This is a genomic window from Tumidithrix helvetica PCC 7403 (genome assembly GCF_965232925.1).
In the GTDB taxonomy this organism is placed as follows: domain Bacteria; phylum Cyanobacteriota; class Cyanobacteriia; order Pseudanabaenales; family Pseudanabaenaceae; genus Tumidithrix; species Tumidithrix helvetica.
This window is the reverse complement of sequence record NZ_CBDDRA010000001.1, coordinates 411918-429417: the sequence shown is the minus strand read 5'-3', so window position 1 is coordinate 429417 and position 17500 is coordinate 411918. Positions and strand designations below refer to the sequence as shown.

19 protein-coding genes are annotated in these 17500 nt (G+C 46.2%); 10 read left to right on the top strand and 9 right to left on the bottom strand.

Going from position 1 to position 17500, the window contains the following annotated elements; translation table 11 throughout:
- Positions 1-427 precede the first annotated feature (427 nt).
- Both ACP2WE_RS01810 and ACP2WE_RS01805 read left to right on the top strand, forming a co-directional pair.
- On the top strand, positions 428-943 hold the full coding sequence (locus ACP2WE_RS01810; protein ID WP_425213898.1) for a GNAT family N-acetyltransferase: 516 nt from the start codon (positions 428-430) through the stop codon (positions 941-943).
- A gap of 77 nt (positions 944-1020) precedes the next feature.
- Positions 1021-1695, top strand: coding sequence for a pentapeptide repeat-containing protein (locus tag ACP2WE_RS01805; RefSeq protein ID WP_425213882.1), 675 nt, complete (start codon positions 1021-1023; stop codon positions 1693-1695).
- 89 nt (positions 1696-1784) lie between these two features.
- On the opposite strand, the gene ACP2WE_RS01800 is transcribed toward ACP2WE_RS01805, so the two are convergent.
- Both ACP2WE_RS01800 and ACP2WE_RS01795 read right to left on the bottom strand, forming a co-directional pair.
- Complete coding sequence (locus ACP2WE_RS01800) at positions 1785-3233, bottom strand: LCP family protein (RefSeq protein ID WP_425213881.1); 1449 nt, start codon at positions 3231-3233, stop codon at positions 1785-1787.
- Positions 3234-3542: 309 nt separating this feature from the next.
- Positions 3543-5426: a ShlB/FhaC/HecB family hemolysin secretion/activation protein gene (locus tag ACP2WE_RS01795; protein WP_425213880.1), complete on the bottom strand. Its 1884-nt coding sequence runs from the start codon at positions 5424-5426 to the stop codon at positions 3543-3545.
- Between the two features lie 306 nt (positions 5427-5732).
- Here ACP2WE_RS01795 and ACP2WE_RS01790 point away from each other — a divergent pair, with 306 nt between their 5' ends.
- The 3 genes from ACP2WE_RS01790 (at position 5733) to nrtS (ending at position 8122) form a co-directional block, all read left to right on the top strand.
- Complete coding sequence (locus ACP2WE_RS01790) at positions 5733-6524, top strand: TlyA family RNA methyltransferase (RefSeq protein ID WP_425213879.1); 792 nt, start codon at positions 5733-5735, stop codon at positions 6522-6524.
- 109 nt (positions 6525-6633) lie between these two features.
- Positions 6634-7812, top strand: coding sequence for a 1-deoxy-D-xylulose-5-phosphate reductoisomerase (locus ACP2WE_RS01785; RefSeq protein WP_425213897.1), 1179 nt, complete (start codon positions 6634-6636; stop codon positions 7810-7812).
- Positions 7813-7870: 58 nt separating this feature from the next.
- On the top strand, positions 7871-8122 hold the full coding sequence (nrtS, locus tag ACP2WE_RS01780) for a nitrate/nitrite transporter NrtS (protein WP_425213896.1): 252 nt from the start codon (positions 7871-7873) through the stop codon (positions 8120-8122).
- Here nrtS and ACP2WE_RS01775 read toward each other — a convergent pair.
- A complete protein-coding gene (locus tag ACP2WE_RS01775; protein ID WP_425213878.1) occupies positions 8106-8288 on the bottom strand; it encodes a type II toxin-antitoxin system Phd/YefM family antitoxin in 183 nt (60 codons plus the stop codon). The two genes, nrtS and ACP2WE_RS01775, sit on opposite strands and share 17 nt — an antisense overlap.
- Before the next feature lie 131 nt (positions 8289-8419).
- Positions 8420-11824 (bottom strand): tetratricopeptide repeat protein, encoded by a 3405-nt coding sequence (locus ACP2WE_RS01770; RefSeq protein WP_425213877.1) that lies wholly within the window; start codon positions 11822-11824, stop codon positions 8420-8422.
- A gap of 125 nt (positions 11825-11949) precedes the next feature.
- On the opposite strand from ACP2WE_RS01770, the gene ACP2WE_RS01765 reads away from it, so the two are divergent.
- Both ACP2WE_RS01765 and ACP2WE_RS01760 read left to right on the top strand, forming a co-directional pair.
- Entirely contained in the window at positions 11950-12201 is a 252-nt protein-coding gene (locus tag ACP2WE_RS01765) for a DUF433 domain-containing protein (RefSeq protein ID WP_425213876.1), read from the top strand.
- Positions 12198-12380 (top strand): DUF5615 family PIN-like protein, encoded by a 183-nt coding sequence (locus tag ACP2WE_RS01760; RefSeq protein ID WP_425213875.1) that lies wholly within the window; start codon positions 12198-12200, stop codon positions 12378-12380. The genes ACP2WE_RS01765 and ACP2WE_RS01760 overlap by 4 nt, the downstream gene beginning before the upstream one ends.
- Positions 12381-12393: 13 nt before the next feature.
- Here the strand turns inward: ACP2WE_RS01760 and ACP2WE_RS01755 are convergent, their stop codons facing one another.
- A complete protein-coding gene (locus ACP2WE_RS01755) occupies positions 12394-12717 on the bottom strand; it encodes a hypothetical protein (RefSeq protein WP_425213874.1) in 324 nt (107 codons plus the stop codon).
- Positions 12718-12765: 48 nt separating this feature from the next.
- Entirely contained in the window at positions 12766-15090 is a 2325-nt protein-coding gene (locus ACP2WE_RS01750; protein ID WP_425213873.1) for an ATP-dependent helicase, read from the bottom strand.
- A 70-nt stretch (positions 15091-15160) separates the two neighbouring features.
- Here ACP2WE_RS01750 and ACP2WE_RS01745 point away from each other — a divergent pair, with 70 nt between their 5' ends.
- The gene (locus ACP2WE_RS01745; RefSeq protein ID WP_425213872.1) at positions 15161-15451 is read left to right on the top strand and encodes a DUF8743 domain-containing protein; all 291 of its coding nucleotides are present in this window, start codon (positions 15161-15163) and stop codon (positions 15449-15451) included.
- A complete protein-coding gene (locus ACP2WE_RS01740; RefSeq protein WP_425213895.1) occupies positions 15448-15954 on the top strand; it encodes an endonuclease domain-containing protein in 507 nt (168 codons plus the stop codon). The genes ACP2WE_RS01745 and ACP2WE_RS01740 overlap by 4 nt, the downstream gene beginning before the upstream one ends.
- A 66-nt stretch (positions 15955-16020) precedes the next feature.
- Here ACP2WE_RS01740 and ACP2WE_RS01735 read toward each other — a convergent pair whose 3' ends face one another.
- On the bottom strand, positions 16021-16218 hold the full coding sequence (locus ACP2WE_RS01735; RefSeq protein WP_425213871.1) for a hypothetical protein: 198 nt from the start codon (positions 16216-16218) through the stop codon (positions 16021-16023).
- 46 nt (positions 16219-16264) lie between these two features.
- Between ACP2WE_RS01735 and ACP2WE_RS01730 the strand changes: the two genes are divergently transcribed.
- Positions 16265-16558, top strand: coding sequence for a Uma2 family endonuclease (locus tag ACP2WE_RS01730; protein ID WP_425213870.1), 294 nt, complete (start codon positions 16265-16267; stop codon positions 16556-16558).
- Here the strand turns inward: ACP2WE_RS01730 and ACP2WE_RS01725 are convergent.
- On the bottom strand, positions 16555-17001 hold the full coding sequence (locus ACP2WE_RS01725) for a hypothetical protein (protein ID WP_425213869.1): 447 nt from the start codon (positions 16999-17001) through the stop codon (positions 16555-16557). The two genes, ACP2WE_RS01730 and ACP2WE_RS01725, sit on opposite strands and share 4 nt — an antisense overlap.
- 28 nt (positions 17002-17029) lie before the next feature.
- Positions 17030-17440, bottom strand: a complete 411-nt coding sequence (locus tag ACP2WE_RS01720; RefSeq protein WP_425213868.1) for an Npun_F0494 family protein — start codon at positions 17438-17440, stop codon at positions 17030-17032.
- Between the last annotated feature and the right edge of the window lie 60 nt (positions 17441-17500).

The window sequence follows — 17500 nt, the reverse complement described above, 5'->3', positions numbered from 1 at the left end:
AGTATTCATAAATCGAGTTGCGAAATTCTTGGAGTTTCTGGAAAATCATTATTGTCAATGTCAATTTTGGTTAATTGATCATTGCTCTTTTGGCAGTTTGTGCCAAGCACCTGCTGCCTTTTTTTCTTTTTCTAGTCCAAAGTCCAGTATTTAGACAAATTCGCTTTCGCTAAAGCAATTCATCCACGTAGCGAGAAAGAGCAAAAAGTTTGGATGGATACCCACTGTCATAAGCTTAAGCATGATGCTGGATTTGCTAGGCTTTTACTTATGGTTTCTCTCTCTAAATTGGTACATTAAATTCTAGTCAAACCCCTTCGATCGCCATCTTTTGTCGAAAGAATTAGGGATAATGTAACGAAGCCTATCGTCCCTAAAATCAGTAAATTCCTGTATGCGAAAGTTCTCACAGAATGAAAAGCGAACCATGCAGATTAGAGATGCCGTTGAGGCAGATTTACCAGCCATTGTCGAGATTTATAATGCCGCGATTCCAAATCGCTTGGCAACAGCCGATCTTGAACCCGTTTCCCTTGAGAGTCGTTTAGCTTGGTTCCATTCTCATAGCGATCGCTATCCTGTGTGGGTGATTACATCCATGCAAACTTCCGAGGAGCAAATTATCGGTTGGTTGAGTTTTCAAATGTTTTATGGGCGTCCTGCCTATCAAAGAACCGTAGAAGTCAGTATTTATACTGCACCGAGCCACCAACGTTGCGGGGTGGGGAAACAATTACTTGCCCATGCGATCGCACAAAGTCCAAAGCTCCAAATCTCTAACCTAGTGGGGATGATCTTTGGTCACAACATTCCGAGTTTGCGCCTTTTTTCTAGCTTTGGCTTTCAACAATGGGGACTCCTTCCACAAATTGCCGATCTCGATCGTATCGAACGCGACCTAATTATCATGGGATTACGCATTTCTTCGCCTCAGATTCGCTAAAATAGAGCTAGTTCGTCTCTAGTTTGTAATTTCAGACAATGGATTCTTGAAGCTTAGTATTTTAAAATCAAAATCTTATGGATAATCCCAGTGCACCTCTCGGTAAAAATCTACGGGGGCGCGATCTCAGTGGAGAGCGCATGTTCGGAGCAGAGCTTAACAATGCTGACCTCAGCGGAGCCAAACTAGTCAAAACGCGTTTGAGTGGAGCCGAACTCAACGACGCCAATCTCAGTGATGCCAATCTCGAAGGCGCTAGCATGAATCGCGCCCAGCTCAAAAATGCCGACTTGACAAACGCCAACTTGACAGGGGTAAAATTTCAGGAAGCGAATTTGTCGGGGGCAAATTTAACGGGAGCTACCTTAACTGGCACTAACTTTAACGAAGCCAATCTGAGTAGCACAATTTTTGGGGCAGCAATTCTTGCAGGGAACGATCTCAGCAATGCCAATTTAAGCAAGGCTGATTTGACTGCTGCCAATTTATCGGGGGCGATTTTTAGTAATAGCAAATTAAATGGCGCAAGCCTCAGTGGAGCTGACCTACGCAGTGCCAATCTCAGTGGGGCAGACCTAAGTAATGCCAATCTTAGTGGGGTTCAGCTAGAAAATGCAGATATTACCAATGTCAATTTTAAAGGGGCAAACCTGAGTAATGCTAACCTGAGAGGTTTAAACCTTTACGGTTGTAATATTACGCAAGCCAATCTCAGTGGGGCAACCTTGCCCGATGGCACAAAATCAAGATAGGGCGATTTCCCAGACAAAAACATAGAACCACCTACCCTATAAAAGCTAGAGGAAACATGGGAACTAATTTTATAGGGATTGACTTGTCTTTACGAGAGCTGAGGCTTGATCAGCATTTTAAAGAAGGTTGATGGCTGAGCGTTAGATAGCATAACAGCAGGTTGGGCTGCTAGCCAGTCACGCCCTAACCGCACGGTGACATCAGACTCAATCGAGCCTGTAGATTCAACGACAATCTCACCCATCCCTAAAGTTGCTCGCACTTGCTCTGCTGTCGTGCGATCTCCTTTTTGCGCCACAATTTGGGTTTTCGCTAGAGGTTTTGCCCAAGAGGTATCTGCTGGGAATACCTGCCCATATCCTGCTTTGGATAGAACATTGGTAGCGCTCTTGACCCCTTCGGGCTTTTTGATGCTGTCTTGAATCGCAACCCGTATGTATTTGGGAGAATGACTATCTTCGTCTAAATCTTGGGACTTGGCAGTCACATTAAAGTGATCGACCATCAATCGCGATAAATGTTTGTAATCAACAATCCAATAGCTGAGGTTATACTCGCCTGGATTGCTAAATCGACCAGGAACCATCAACATTCTGGCATCTTTACGATTGGTCTTTGAGACAAATGCAGCGAGAGCCAAGACTTCCTCAACGGAGAGGTTGGTATCGATATTTTCTTTGAGAACCGATAGCACTTCAGGCAACTTTGCGATCGTCTCAACATTCAGTTTTTGCTCGACAAAAGCCCGAAAGAACGTTTGTTGGCGCTGAACGCGTCCAATATCCCCCAAGTCGTCGTAACGATAGCGCATATATTGCACTGCCTTCGCACCGTCTAAACGCTGCTGTCCGGGCTTGAGATTAATGTAGAGATGCTGGCTATCATCTTGATATTTCATGCGTTTTGGCACATAGATATCCACCCCACCTAGAGCATCGATCAATTTACCAAAGCCATCAACATTGACGCGAATGTAGCGATCGATCGGCACATCCCCCAGCATTTGACTGACTGTTTGAGCGGAAAGCGCAGCGCCACCTAGATAATTGGCAGCGTTGATTTTCGTTTCTCCCACCCCTGGAATATGGACTCGGCTATCTCTGGGAATTGAAAGTACCGTAAGTTTTTTGGTGGTGGGGTCAAACCGCATCATCAACATGGCATCGCTCATGCCGTTGAGATTGCCATCCACCTGCTCTAAATATTTTGTCTTTGTTTTTTGAGCAGCTTCGGGAAGATCTGACGTTAATAAGATTGTTCCCAGCACCAAAATATTCACGGGTCTTGTCAAAGCTGGTAGCCCTGCTGTAGCCGAAGTCATGCTGGAGTTTTGTGCTTCTTGCTCGGGAGACAGTTTGCTTTGCTGTAGGGGTCTGCTGGACATCACAAGTGCTAAGCTAGCGCCAAGGCTACCTGAAATTAAACCAATCGCAATCAATACTGTCATCAACCAACGCGATTTCCCAGATTTTCGCGGTTTGGGTTTTATCCGAGTAGGAATAGTTTTGGGGGTTAAGTCGATTCGATTTGTTGCCACAGGCAGGAAATGCTCCTCATCACCGCTAAATTCTCTTAAACCTCAGATGCAGACATACTCATGATCTCTGCTTTGGTATGTAAGTTTAGTTGTCTACATCACAATTACCAACATTACTAGATTAGCTGAGGAATGGCTAGCATTGCCTTGGCAAGTATTTTAGCAAAAAGATAAGAACGCAAGTAATTAAGTTAAGGGCTTACGTTTAGCTTTTTGAAAACTTTACCACTGTAGAAATAGTTATTGCTACAGTCTCGCTAATATTTAGGCAATTATGCCTGAATGGTGCATAGGATAGCAGACGATCGCTTAAAATTGGTATCCCAAACTGAAATAAAGAGATGACTCTTGCAGGTTAGAGCCGCGATCGCTGAGGTTAACAAACGGAATCGCATAATCTAAACGCAAATTAAGGCGGCTGATTGGCTCTACCAAAACGCCCAAACCGCCACCAGCTAGAAAGTTTTGATTGGGCAGTAGGTTGAGATTTCTACCATTGTTCCAAACTGTGCCGAGATCGATAAATGGAGCCAACTGCACGATGGTTCTGCCTTCTTCGTTTCTAGCCACCACAAATCGGCTCTCTACCGAAAAGCGGATGCCATTATCGCCAGAACGTGCATTTTGGCGAAAGCCACGCACAGATTGACCACCACCGATGACAAACTGCTGGGAGGGCAACAGAGGATCGGCAGAGAACTGCGCATCTAAGGCTCCAATCAATATTGCGTCAGAGCCAAGAACTTGAACCCGCTGAACCTGCCCTAGCCAGCTCAAGAAAGCCGCGCTCGGATCGGTAACGTAGGTTGCACCAAACAAACCCGTACCGAGACTAAACTGAGATCGCAACGACCAAACCCCTTCTGTATCTCGATTGGTATAGTCTTGCCCAAATTTAAACACGCTAGTACGACTCGTACCATCGGATTCTGGACCAATCCCAAAAGGCACAGCGAGATTGTTAAACAGGAATGTCTGTCCTCTTTGATATTCATACCCTAGGGAAAGGGCAAATTCCTCGCGGGGGGTTCGGATCAAAGGTTGGCGGAATGTAGCGGAGTAAACTTCGTTATTACCGCGAATGTTGAAGGCATCAAAAGGTGATTGCGTAATGCGGTAGTTACTGGGGGCATATCGAATCGATACCGTCCCATTCATGGGGTTGACAGGAATGCTAAAGCCAAAATCGTACTGATTAGAGCCGCCAGTCGTTGTCACATAGTAATTAACGTTAAATACATCACCCAATCCAAATAGATTGCGGTAATTTAACCCCGCACCCAATCGCTCAGAACCGACCGCAGGCGCGGAAAAGTTATCGAAACTTGCAAAACCACCCAGTTGATTTGCCTCCACAACTTTTATGGTGAGGATACTGGAGCCAGCCTGACTCCCAGGTTTGAGACTGGCATCAACGCTAGTAAAGACTGGGTCTGTACGTAAAAGTCGCAATTGATCTTCTAGTTTGCTGGTATTGAGGGGAGTCCCAATTCCTAGTTCGGCACGCGATCGCACGTAGTCAGGATTCAGCGAAGTAACACCTACAACTTCAATACGTTCGACTTTTCCTTCAATAACTTGAATCTTAGCAATGCCATTGGCAACGCTTTGTGGGTTAAATACGGCTTGAGAAGTTACATAACCATTACTGATATAGAGTTGGGTAATCGCATTGGCAGCTTCTGTTAATTGCGCCTCTGTGACTTCTTTGCCTTCGAGGGGCTTGACGATCGGGTCTAACTTATCTGCACCAAAAATCGTACTGCCAGTAACTTCAACCTTTTTAATGGGAATTGTTTGGGCAACTTGAGATGGGGGCGTAGCAGGCTCGGGTATTGATAGGGGAGGAATTCTTTCAGTCTGAGGGGTAGCTTGAGAGATAGAAGTTTGAGCGGAAGGAATGGTTTTGGGTGAGAGAGTAGGATTAGTGGATGGAGAAAGGATAATTGCAGAGGTAGGAGAAGGAAGAGATTTACGATCGCTTTGCTGTTGCTGCAAAATCTCCTTGACAGTCTGAATCTTTGTGGGAATGGGTTGCGATCGCGTGATGGATTCTGTAGAAGCTTTGATGGAGGCTTCTGAGGAAACTGGATTGGCATGGCATGGCAAAACAAAACCCGCTATGGAGATTAGCGTAGAGAGCCCTAACGCTACAGTATGAGTCTCTTTTTGTTTCACAGTTTTCTTAACCATTCTACTCACTTCCACACCATTTCCTCATCATAGCTAGGCATAGTAACACATGAAGAGAAACTATCCAAAGCAGTTTAAGTCATGATTATGCGTGTAAATAGCTTGTAATTATAGTTAATGGGCTGAATCTTCCCTAGGGCTTGCCCTCAGTATTTTTTATCCTTGAGAGCTTTCAAGCCATCGCTGTCAAGTTAGTTAACTGGGAATCAATCCATGGGCAGAATCTGAGCTGTTTAGCTTGGTGGCAAGCTAAAAAATAAATTAGAGTAAATATACAGTCCTATCGCTTCCATTCTTATAAAAAAATTGAGACAACGTTTAGATATTCTTTTGGTCGAGCTTAGCTTGGTACCATCGCGGGAGCAAGCACAGCGAGCAATTAGAGCGGGTTGGGTACAGGTCGATCGCACGACGATCGATAAGCCCGGAACCCTTGTCAAATCTGATGCCCAGATTTTGGTCAAAGCCCAGTCGCCCTTTGTGTCTCGTGGGGGTGAAAAATTGGCTGGCGCCTTAGACAAGTTTCAAGTAAAGGTGAGCGATCGCATCTGCTTTGATGGCGGCATTTCTACGGGGGGCTTTACCGATTGTCTGCTCAAACAAGGAGCCAGTCGCGTCTATGGCATTGATGTGGGCTACGGTCAGGTGGCTTGGGAAGTTCGCAGCGATCCGCGTGTTGTGTTAAAAGAACGTACCAATTTGCGCTACCTCCAGCCCGAGCAACTCTATCAAGCCGACGATCCAATTCCCGACTTTGCTGTTTTGGATCTATCGTTTATCTCGCTCACCAAAATATTGCCTGCCCTCTGGAATTTGCTGCAATCCCCACGTGAGGTGCTGCTATTGGTCAAGCCTCAATTTGAAGCAGGTAAGTCCCAAGTTGGCAAAAGTGGTGTAATTCGGGATGCTAAGGTCAGGGCAGAGGCGATCGCGCAGGTTTTAGACGCAGCGATCGCTTTAGGTTGGCGGTTTCAAGGCATGACCCCTTCCCCAATTCAAGGTCGCACGGGCAATTTTGAATATTGGTTATGGCTCAATTCTGAGTCTGAGTTAGCTGCACCGAGTTTAGAGGAAATGCAAAAGCTGACGGTGGGGTAGGTTCGGTGGTGCGCTAGTAATTTGGTTGGGGATTTGTTGAGTTTCTGTAATGCGCTTCGGGGGTACGTCGATGCCATAATCGTTTTAATAGGATTATTAATTTTTTATGATGAAACGAATTACCCTGCTTGGCTCCACTGGCTCTATCGGTACGCAAACCCTCGATATTGTTGCCGAATATCCCGATCGCTTTAACGTTGTGGGCATGACGGCAGGGGGAAATGTTGAACTTTTTGCACAACAAATTCGTAAGTTTCAGCCAGAGATTGTCGCGATCGCCGATGCGAACAAGTTAAATCAGTTGAAAGAAGCGATCGGCGATCTGAAAAATTCTAAAACCCAAGCACCACCGATCCTATTAGCAGGTGCTGAGGGCGTAGAAACCGTTGCTGGTTATGGCGATGCCGAAGCTGTGGTCACTGGGATCGTCGGCTGTGCTGGCTTGTTACCGACCGTTGCCGCCATTCGTGCGGGTAAAGATATCGCCCTCGCCAATAAAGAAACCCTGATCGCGGCGGGTTGTGTGGTCATGCCCCTGATTGAAAAGCATCAGGTCAAACTCTTACCTGCGGATTCCGAACATTCGGCAATTTTTCAATGCTTGCAAGGTGTACCTGAAGGCGGTCTGCGCCGCGTGATCTTGACGGCCTCGGGTGGCTCGTTTCGCGATTTACCTGTCGAGAAGCTCAGCTCTGTCACGATCGAGGACGCACTCAAACATCCAAACTGGACTATGGGACGCAAGATCACGATCGATTCTGCAACCCTTATGAATAAAGGCTTAGAGGTAATTGAAGCCCATTACTTGTTTGGCGTAGACTACGACCACATTGAGATTTTGATTCATCCACAGAGCATCATTCACTCTTTAATCGAACTTCAAGATACTTCGGTGCTGGCGCAACTGGGTCTCCCCGATATGCGCCTCCCCTTGCTCTATGCACTTTCCTATCCCGATCGCATTCCTACGGATTGGCAGAGATTGGATCTGGTTAAGTGCAGCGAGTTAACCTTCCGCGCACCCGATCATCGCAAATATCCCTGTATGCAGTTGGCCTATGCCGCAGGTCGTGCAGGGGGAACTATGCCCGCTGTGCTGAACGCTGCTAACGAGAAAGCCGTAGAACTATTTCTCGATCGGAAAATTAAATTTACGCAAATTCCCGAACTGATTGAGATGACCTGCGATCGCCACGAACATCTAGCCCAACCTACCCTTGATGACATTATTGCCACCGATCGCTGGGCGAGACAAATGGTCTTAGAACAGATGGCAGTGAGAAGTTAACGGGTAACATTGAAATCATGCGATCGCAGTCATAATCTTCGCAAGCTGCTTGAAAATGATGAATACTTTAAAGGCTTTCTACCATAAATTTACCGATCCAGAAATGAGACCAACGGCACTCAAGGTTGCCTTCATCGTTGGATCGGTTTTGTTTGCTTTAAATCATGGCGTCAGTTTGTTGCAGGGTGAAATGACAACCGAACGTTGGATTTCAGCGGCACTGACTTATTTAGTACCTTACACGGTGAGTATGCACGGGCAGGCATCTGCGCGTTTGAGGCTATCAGAAGATCTCACGCAAAATAAATGAGAAACTTATCTTGTCGAGCTATGCGAGGTTGAAGCTTTCTTAGGCTGGGTACGATCGTGGCTATGGCTACACCGTTTTCGCAGATGATTTCTTCACCCTGTAGGACTTTTACTATGAGTTGAGCGAACTGCTGGCTGGCTTCGGGGATGGTGACAGTGATGCTCATGGGTTTATGTTAGCGCATGGATGATGTTGAGAAGGTTGCAGTTAAAGATCCCCGACTTTTTCTTTGCAGTCACAGGTAATCTTTGCTAATCACAAAAAAAGTCGGGGATCTGTGGAATTTTTCCATTTTCCTTACCCCGCGATCGCCCTCACTTGTTCTAACCAACCCTGAACTGTGGCTGCGTGGGAGGATTTGAGGTGTTGCAGGATGGTGAGGGATTCTTGGAGATAGGAAATCGCCGTTTGAAAATCACCATTGTTCGCTGATAAATATCCCATATTTGCAAGTGTAATAGCTTTGCCCTGCACGTCGCCGATGCGATCTGTGATTTCCAAGGACTGCTGATAGAGGGCGATCGCTTGCTCTACCTGTCCCTGTTGGGCATAGATAATTGCCATTTGATGCAATGTCATCGCTTTGGTCTGCACGTTGCCGATGCTTTCTGTGATTTCTAAGGACTGCTGATAGAGGGCGATCGCTTGGTCAACCTGTCCCTGTTGGTCATAGATAATTGCCATACAATGCAATGTGGCGGCTTTGGTCTGCACGTTGCCGATGCTTTCTGTGATTTCTAAGGACTGCTGATAGAGGGCGATCGCTTGGTCAACCTGTCCCTGTTGGTCATAGATTCCTGCCATACAATGCAATGCAGTTGCTTCGTATTGAACATGCCCAATTTGCCGAGCAATTTCTAAAGCTTGTTGATGTAGCTCAAGTGCTTTTTCTATTAATCCTTGAGATTCATAAATATGTGCCATTTGTCCCAAAGTGGCGGCTTTGCCCTGCACTTCACCAATGTGATCTGTGATTTCCAAGGACTGCTGATAGAGGGCGATCGCTTGCTCTACCTGTCCCTGTCGGGCATAGATACCTGCCATTTGATGCAAAGCAACAGCTACATTTCCATCATCTTCAATATTTTCGTAGATTTCTTTGGATTGTCGAAATAAAGTCAAGGCTTCTTCAACTTCTCCTAGATCTGTTTTAATAAAACCTAAGTAATGACTTATTGAAGCTTTTTCACTCAAATCTTCTTCAGGGCAAAGGTTTATAGCTTGCTGATAGTAGTTTAATGCTTGTTGCACATTGCCAAGATTCTGTTCGGCAAATCCAAATTCTTTAAGAACTTTATAATCTAATGAAACTTCTATCGTTGATTTACAAATTTGAACAGTTTCTCGAAATCTACTAACATTTCTCCATTTACCTGCTAAGACATAAGCAAGTTTAGGAGCTATCTCTTTCTCATCACCCAACAAAGCTAACCGATGAATTTCTAAATTTTGCTCCTCAGTAGAAGACTCAGATTCTTCATGCCAAACTCGATAGAGTTCTCTTGCTGCTGTTGCATAAACCTCCTGCGTAAACTCAGGATTTAACAACTCCACCAAAATCTTCGGCACACGATAGATACGATCCCCCCCAGCCCCCCTTATCAAGGGGGGAGAATTAGCTTCTAATAGACCGATCGCCTTAGCTCGATCTTGATGGGACTTGAGATTCTCAATTCCCTCACATACCTTCGCAAACACCACAGCAGGCACAGGCAGATCGAATACCAACCCCAGTTTTAACATTTCCCGCAAATCTGGACTTTGCTGAGCCAGTAACGTCTCTGCGAGGATATGTTCGCGAAACTCTGTTTGCTTGGCATTCATGCGATCCAAAACTTCCTGCTTTTGTGCCTCCGTCAACACATCATTCGGCAAAATCGCCGCCAACCACTCCAACAACCTCGGATTCCCATCCGCCACCGCGATCGCCTGTTTTTGCAACGCCACCAACGGCTCCGCATCCTCACGCGACAACATAGGCAACTGAAACCCCGCAAGGCGATCGCACTTCTTCTTCAGATCCACACCCCGCAACGAAAACAACGGAACACGAAACAGCCTTGCATTTAGCGCTACATCAGGCAAATTAAAATCATAGCGACAGGTCACAATCAACCGATGGCGCAAACCCGAACGGGCGATCGCACTCACCAAAGCCATCAAAGGCTCCACCACCTCATACTTCAGCACCCATGCCCCAAACGCATTCTCTTCCAGATTCTCCTCAAAATCATCCAACACAAACATCAAACAGCGCTCCTTAGCGTTCATGCCATCCTTGAGAAACTTCGTCAACTTCTGCATTAGCGGTAACCTTCCATTGAGAATTTCATGCCCCGCCTCAGAAGTGCAATTTTTCGCCAAATCCTGTAACAGCTTCCCTTCATCAAACTGCTTGAAATTAAAAATCGTGTCATAGTTCGAGTTTTGCGGATCGGCAATCCGTTCCAACAACCGCTTTGCCACCGTCGTCTTACCCAAACCACCCATCCCATGCAACAACACACCCAGATCGTTCCCCTGCAATCGCCGCAAACTTGTTTGCAAGATCCGCCGCCGTCCCACAAAATCCTCGCGCCGCACCACCCTCGGCGTAGTCGCATCATCAGGATCGAGAAATAACTGCTCGATCTCCGAACTCAAAGGCAACAGGCGATCGCCCAACGGCAACACCAACGCCGTCAAACTCACATCCAACTTACCGCGCCCATACAACCGCAACAAATACCAATTAGAAATATTCTCCTCTCGCAATTTCTGATAGGTTGCCGCGATCGCCTCTACCAAACTATTAGCCGAAGCCAAAGACTCATACCAACAAGCCGCCGCCAGAGTCGCCGTATCATCCCCAATCGGACGACCCCAACCCAACACCGCCGTCAATCCTAAATTTAACAAAGCCTCCGCCATCGAAGGCGTTGCACCCTGCTCTCCCGCCTGACCCGTGCGACATCCCGATAAAAATACTAAACGCGGCAACCGAAACCGCAACGCATCAACAATCTCACTCGCCTTAGCATCATAGCGATCGCCCGTCTCCGTCTCCGTAATAAAAAACGGCTGACCATCTTCAGCGATCGAAGCATGACCCGTCAAATGAAACACATCAAAATGGTTCTTATCAAAGTGTCGCCAAGTCTTTTTTAACTCACTCACACAGCCGCTCTCCTCTACCCGCAAGGTCAGCGCCAACCCACGAGTTGCATCCAAGATCCGCCCCTCTTCCCCCTCAAAATTTAATCGCGGCTCCACCCCTTCAGGATCGGTCGCCATAAACATCACCTGCAACGGGCGATCGGCTGGCTCACTTGCCACTACTTCTCCTTTTGTCCAGCGCACAGGCACAACTTTAGGAAAACTGCGATCGATCAAGAATCCCTCGCGATCGTGTAGCACTTCCCAAGGCAAATGCGGTAATTTGGCTAGATTTGCGATCGCTAAAACCAACAAATCCCCCTGACAATCCGCCAAAGCGCGACTCAACCATCGCCCCGTCCCATCCAACCAAGCAAACAATTGCTTCCCCATTGCCACAGGATCGGGCATAGATACATAAATATCCCGTTCCGCCAACCTAATCAAATCCGCAATCTCGCTAATCTGCAAGACTTGCTTTTCATAGCCCTGACTATTCAGCTTTTGAAACCGCAACTCAACCTTAGTCTCACTGCTAGGATGCAACTCGATATACAGGATTTGCACAAACTACTCCTAAGTTGTTTGCAAGATTTTTTGCAGGTAAGCTAGAGCAAGCTATATTTCATTAAAGCATCTCTTTTATTTTGTGCCTTTCACCTTCTTAACCAAATTCATAGGAGGTTAACCCCGTGACTACGCTAACTGGACTAGATCGCATTACCTTTGACCCACAGATTATGGCTGGACAAGCTTGCATCCGTGGAATGCGGATACCCATTTCTGTAGTTATCAACCTGATTGCCAATGGTTTATCAATCGCGGAAATTATTGAGGACTATCCTTATCTCGAACCAGAAGATATTCAACAATCCCTAAAATATGCCGCATGGCTAACTCAAGAACGGGTGATTTTCTTACCCCCAACCGCCCAAGCTGTATGAAGTTTTTAGGTGATATGGGCATCTCTCCCCGCACGATCGCGCTTTTACGAGAGCGCGGTTATGATGCAGTTCATCTGGTCGAGCAAAACCTAGAGCGAATGCCAGATTCAAGTATTTTAGAGAAAGCTCGTCAAGAAGAGCAAATATTGCTTACAGTAGAGCGACAATTTATTAATTGATTGAGTCATAAAGTCAATCCTCTAAAACCTTACGGATTTGTTCGACTGTAGCATTTTCTAGTAATAGCCGTTCGCCCTTGCGTCCCACAATCAAAACCTTCACAATTTTTTTGCCCGACTTACCTAGCCGATAGGCTTGATACCACTTGCGGATTTGTTCTGCTGCCGCCAAAGTGCCAGATACAATTCCCACAATCGCAGCGATCGTGGCAAGTACCCCTTCACGCTTAATTTCTTCATCCACCGTAAACGAACCTTCAATGCCCTCGATCGCTAACAGTTCCTCTGTTGCCTCTATTGCAGCATCTCCTTCGATCGCAAACTTAATTTCTGCCATGATTTTACGAACCAATTTCTAATATGAATAATCAAAATTGTAGATGATTCATCGTAACTCTGGGAATTTCTGGGCTAGGGCGGCGATCGCGGGACAGACCGATACCTTGTCCGTGCGACTATCCAAATTATTCCAATTAAAAGGAGCATTGCGCGAGGCAGAAAGCCAGAGCAGGCGCTTGGCGCGGGTCATCCCTACATAGAGCAAACGGAACTCCTCAGCTTGCTTGAGCGTATTGCATTGATTCCAAGCCGCGATCGGATCGGGAACGGAATCTTCGTGTAAAATCGAACGAATTTGCGCTCGGGCGACTTCAGGCAAGGTGTAGTCTCCTAAAAACCTCACGCCATCGGGCATAAATGGACTGCCGGGACAAATGCGATCGCTGAGAAATGGCATAAATACCACATCCCAATCTAATCCCTTTGCCTTGTGCAGGCTAATCACCGTCAGTTGTCCAAGCTTGACATAGCGGTCTTCTAGATTCTCTTCTTCAACGGCTTCAAAGTTCTCTGACAGAACAATATCTTGGAGTGACTCGATTACCGTTGCCATATTGTAATTGCCTGAGAGTTCTTGACTGAGGCGATCGCCCAGCTTATCTGCGGTTGCCAATTCTCCCTGCTCGTAGTCGAGCGTCATCGCGATAAAAGCAATCAAATTATATAAAGGAAGTTCGATCTTCGCTCTCAGCAATCCCGTGCATTTCGCCTGAGCTTCCCTAGCAATTCTTGATAACTCAGGATCGAGAACTGTGGGATAGAGAAACTGTTCGGGCGTACTCGCAAGGGCATTTAAATCCTGCTGCGTATTAATAAGCTGTCGTTCCGCCATCACCGTCAGTGCCGCTTTTAGATTATCCGTGGAATGCGGACGTTCCATGAACTGTAAAATCGTCAGCATATCCGCAGGAACGCGAGAACGACGATTGCTCTGCTCTACATCATAGATTGGAATTTCATGTTCTTTCGCAAAAGCCTGAAGCCTTTCGCAAATAAACTTGCCTTGGTTATGCTGCCTGACCAGAATGGCAATACTGAGATTGCGATCGCCTTCTAAAAGCTGTCTGACTCTCTCTCCAATGCGATCGGCTTCCTGCTCGATATCATCTAGAACTTCAGGTAAATAGATTTCCACACCTCTACCTAAGGGGTCGGGGTTCGCATTGGCTTGCGGATCGTTGACATCGACTGCCCGAATCCGTTGCTGACGGAATGGAGCCTCCTGTTTGGCATATTGCGATTGATTTACCCAATCTAAGACGAAATTGGCGGCTGTCATAATTCTCGCCGTACTGCGTCCTGCTTGGTCGAGCGTCACCAATCTTTGTTGCCGATCGCAGCGATCGCAAAATCGATTAAAGAAGCTCGGATCGGCGGTTGTGAAGGTGGAATTAATCGCCTGATTGGGATCGCCCACCCGAATTAAATTGCTGACTTCCAACGCGATCGGTTCCATGACCGCAAGCTGACTTCCAACTGCCACAGACTGACCCGCCAGAATTTCTAAGAGCTTTGTCTGCAAAGGCGAAGAATCCTGCGCTTCATCTTCAAATACGGCAAAAATCCGATCCTGCCAATATTGCCGCACAGATTCATTCTCTAAAACCCTGAGTGCACCTAAGATCATGTCATCGTAGTCCAGCATTCCCTGCTGCTTGAGCAAGCGGTTATAGGTATCGAAAAGTCCTGCGGCAATTTCTAAGATCGTGCCCCCATCAGGTATGCCCCCAATGCGAACGACATTGCGTAAATCCTCTGGGGTTAACCCCGAGCTCTTGGCTGTAGCGATCGCTTCTCTCGCTAAACTCGGTAACACATCCGTTCGTAACACGGTTTGGCGGCGCAATCTCTCGGTGTCTTCGCCATCAAAACCCCTTCCTTCCAATAGGAGTCCGTATAGTTTGGGATAGTCTTTAATCCATTGAGCAGCCGTCAAGCGAATCAATCGCTGCTTTTGCGATTCCGAGACGATCTGGGTTTCGCCCATACTAAATCCTGAGATCTCGCGATGGGAACTGGCAATACTAAAGGCAAGCCCATGCAATGTATTTACCGTAAAAGCACTATGGGGCAAATGTAGCTGCTCTAAATGCTTCCGTACTTTTTTGCGAATGTTACTAGCAGCCGAACGGGTAAAGGTGACGATAACGAGCTGATTTTGGCGATGTAATCTGTACTTGGCGATCGCGATCGCGGCGGCTACCGCCATCCCTGTTGATTTACCTGCGCCCGGCACAGCAGAGACGGCTAACTCACCACCATTCCAGTCTGCCATCGCTCTCTGCCCTTGGCGCAGGGTTTGGCGTAATTGCTCCAAGGCAAAATCTAGTATGGTTTGAGGCGGAATATTTGGTGTACTGTGTTCAGCCATGTTCAGCACTAATTGGTAGTTAGAGGAAGTAGTAAGATTATCATTAATATTTAGGCATAGGTCTAGGAAAGTGACAAAGCCTGGCGAAGTACTTGTAGCAGTTATCCCAGAAGTCTCTGACATGAAAATTGTCCGCGAGCAATACTGGTATCGAATTCCTGTCGAGCAAGTGGAACGGCTCAAAGAACGAGATCGGTGGGATCCAAAATGGGTAGCTTTTTATCAGCCCATGGTTTTTCGTGATGAAGCATTTGCTGTCAATTACTATGCTCCCATAAAGTCAATTCGTCAGGTTTCCAGACAGGAACTTTTTCCTCATGAATCGCATAATCCCAAACCCATAAACGTTATTATAAAATAGACCTTTATTCTGTAGAAAAACTGTCGAAGCCAATTCATAGCCGTAGGCTCAGAAGCATATCTTTTATTCCCACAACTTGGGAAAAGCTAAAGAATGCAACTGAAATTAACGATCTATGGAGCGAGAGTCCATTAGAAGATAAACTTTGGATTGAACTGAAACGCCTTTTTATTGATGCAGAACGTCAAGAGAAGGTACAGGTCAAGGAAAATATCTATCGCCTTGATTTTGCGATTTATTGTAAAAAAGGGAAAATAGATGCAGAGACAGACGGTGATACTTGGCATGCAGACAAGGAGCGAATTCCTTTGGACAATCGGAGAAATAACGATCTTGCAACTGCTGGTTGGCGTACTCTCCGTTTCAACTCACAACAAGTTCAAGAAGAAATGACCCAATATTGTATTCCTACAATTCGAGAAAATATTGCAAATTTAGGTGGACTGAAGGGTGATAAAAAAGAATATCTCGCAAAGTTGCTTGAGAGGCTACGGAATAATTAACTCTATCTTAGGATCTTGGCTGCTATGTAGGAGTCATAAAATTAACGCTCCGTTTAAACTGACAGACTATAAAGTTGTATCTGTAATTCTCATATGAACGCCTTTAAATTGCTCCTGATCGGTATTTGTGGTTTGGTTGTGAGTTATCGCCAAGACTTTCAGCGTTGTACGATGCTGGCAATATTGGCTACAGTGATTTTGATCGCCATGAAACTCAAAAGTTACAGGAACTCGTAAATTATGGTACTTCAACTGATTAGACACAAATTTACAGTAGAGCAATATCACCAAATGAGAGCAATATCACCAAATGGCGGCAAATGGCATACTTGAAGCCAGCGATCGCCTAGAACTGATTCATGGAGAAATTATTGAAATGTCGCCGATAGGGGTTCGTCATGCCAGTTGTGTCAGAAGAGCGATCGACCTCTTGGCAAAAAAGCTCGGCGATCTAGCGATCGTTGACGCTCAAGATCCGATCTCGTTAAATGACTCTTCAGAGCCACAGCCAGATATTGCTGTTCTACTTCCTCGTGCTGACTTTAGCGAATCCCTCAATTTTTGCGAGAGCCCTGAGATTCTCAATACAGAAACCACCTGCTAAAAAAATGTGACGGAACCATCTGTATAGATGTACATACTGCTTCTGTGGCTGTCTGGATCGGTGGTGGGACTGAGCACCAAGTCAATACTTCCCGCAGTTTTGGTTTCTACAATTTTGGCGTCGATCAATCCCGTTTTGAGAACGTAGCTTCTTTTAACATCTTGGTAATAAAACGTTAGAGAAAGTGGAACCTTAAGATTTTGTAGCGTTACACTTGTGTTCCCCTTGAGAGAACGACGACTAGTATCCCCTAATGCCTGAAAGGTAATAGCATCCTTGGCTTTATTAATGATGCGAACGGTAACGCGATCGCCTTTGAGTGGGATTATCTGAGTTGGTGTGTCAGGAGGCAAAAGAGGCTGCGCTTGGCTCGATTCACTGGCAAGAAATGGAACGGTTGCCGTGGTCAGAAAGATTAAACTGGCTGTGAGGAATTTTTGCATGGGTATTGATTGGGCTACAAAGAATTATCTAGAAAAAGCGAGAGGGCTGAAGTTGAGCGATCAGATTTTGCCAGCGATCGCCGATCGTTGCCTTTGGGAATTGGGCTTGCGCTTGCCATTTATCGAGCAGGTAATGTCCCAAGGGTGTCAACCGAAAACTGTCTGTAATGCCCTGTCCATCGACCTCACGGCGCAGGACTCCCACTTGAATCAACCAAAGCAAAGAGTTTTCAGTACTAATTAAATTGGTGAGACGGGTTGCATATTGGTGTTTGATGCCCTCTGCTCCAGCGATCGCGCGCAGCATGATTCCCTGTTTTGCCATATCCGCCAGCAGCTTTAGCGTAAAAGGGGCACAGCGTAATGCGACCTCTGCCCGTCGAAGGCATTCAGGCGAGAAGGTCGCAGAGGTATCTTGAATTTGGTCTAATTGCTGCACTTTGTCCTATCCCTATTCTGCGATTCACTATATTTATCATAACGAATTGCTGAATGGACA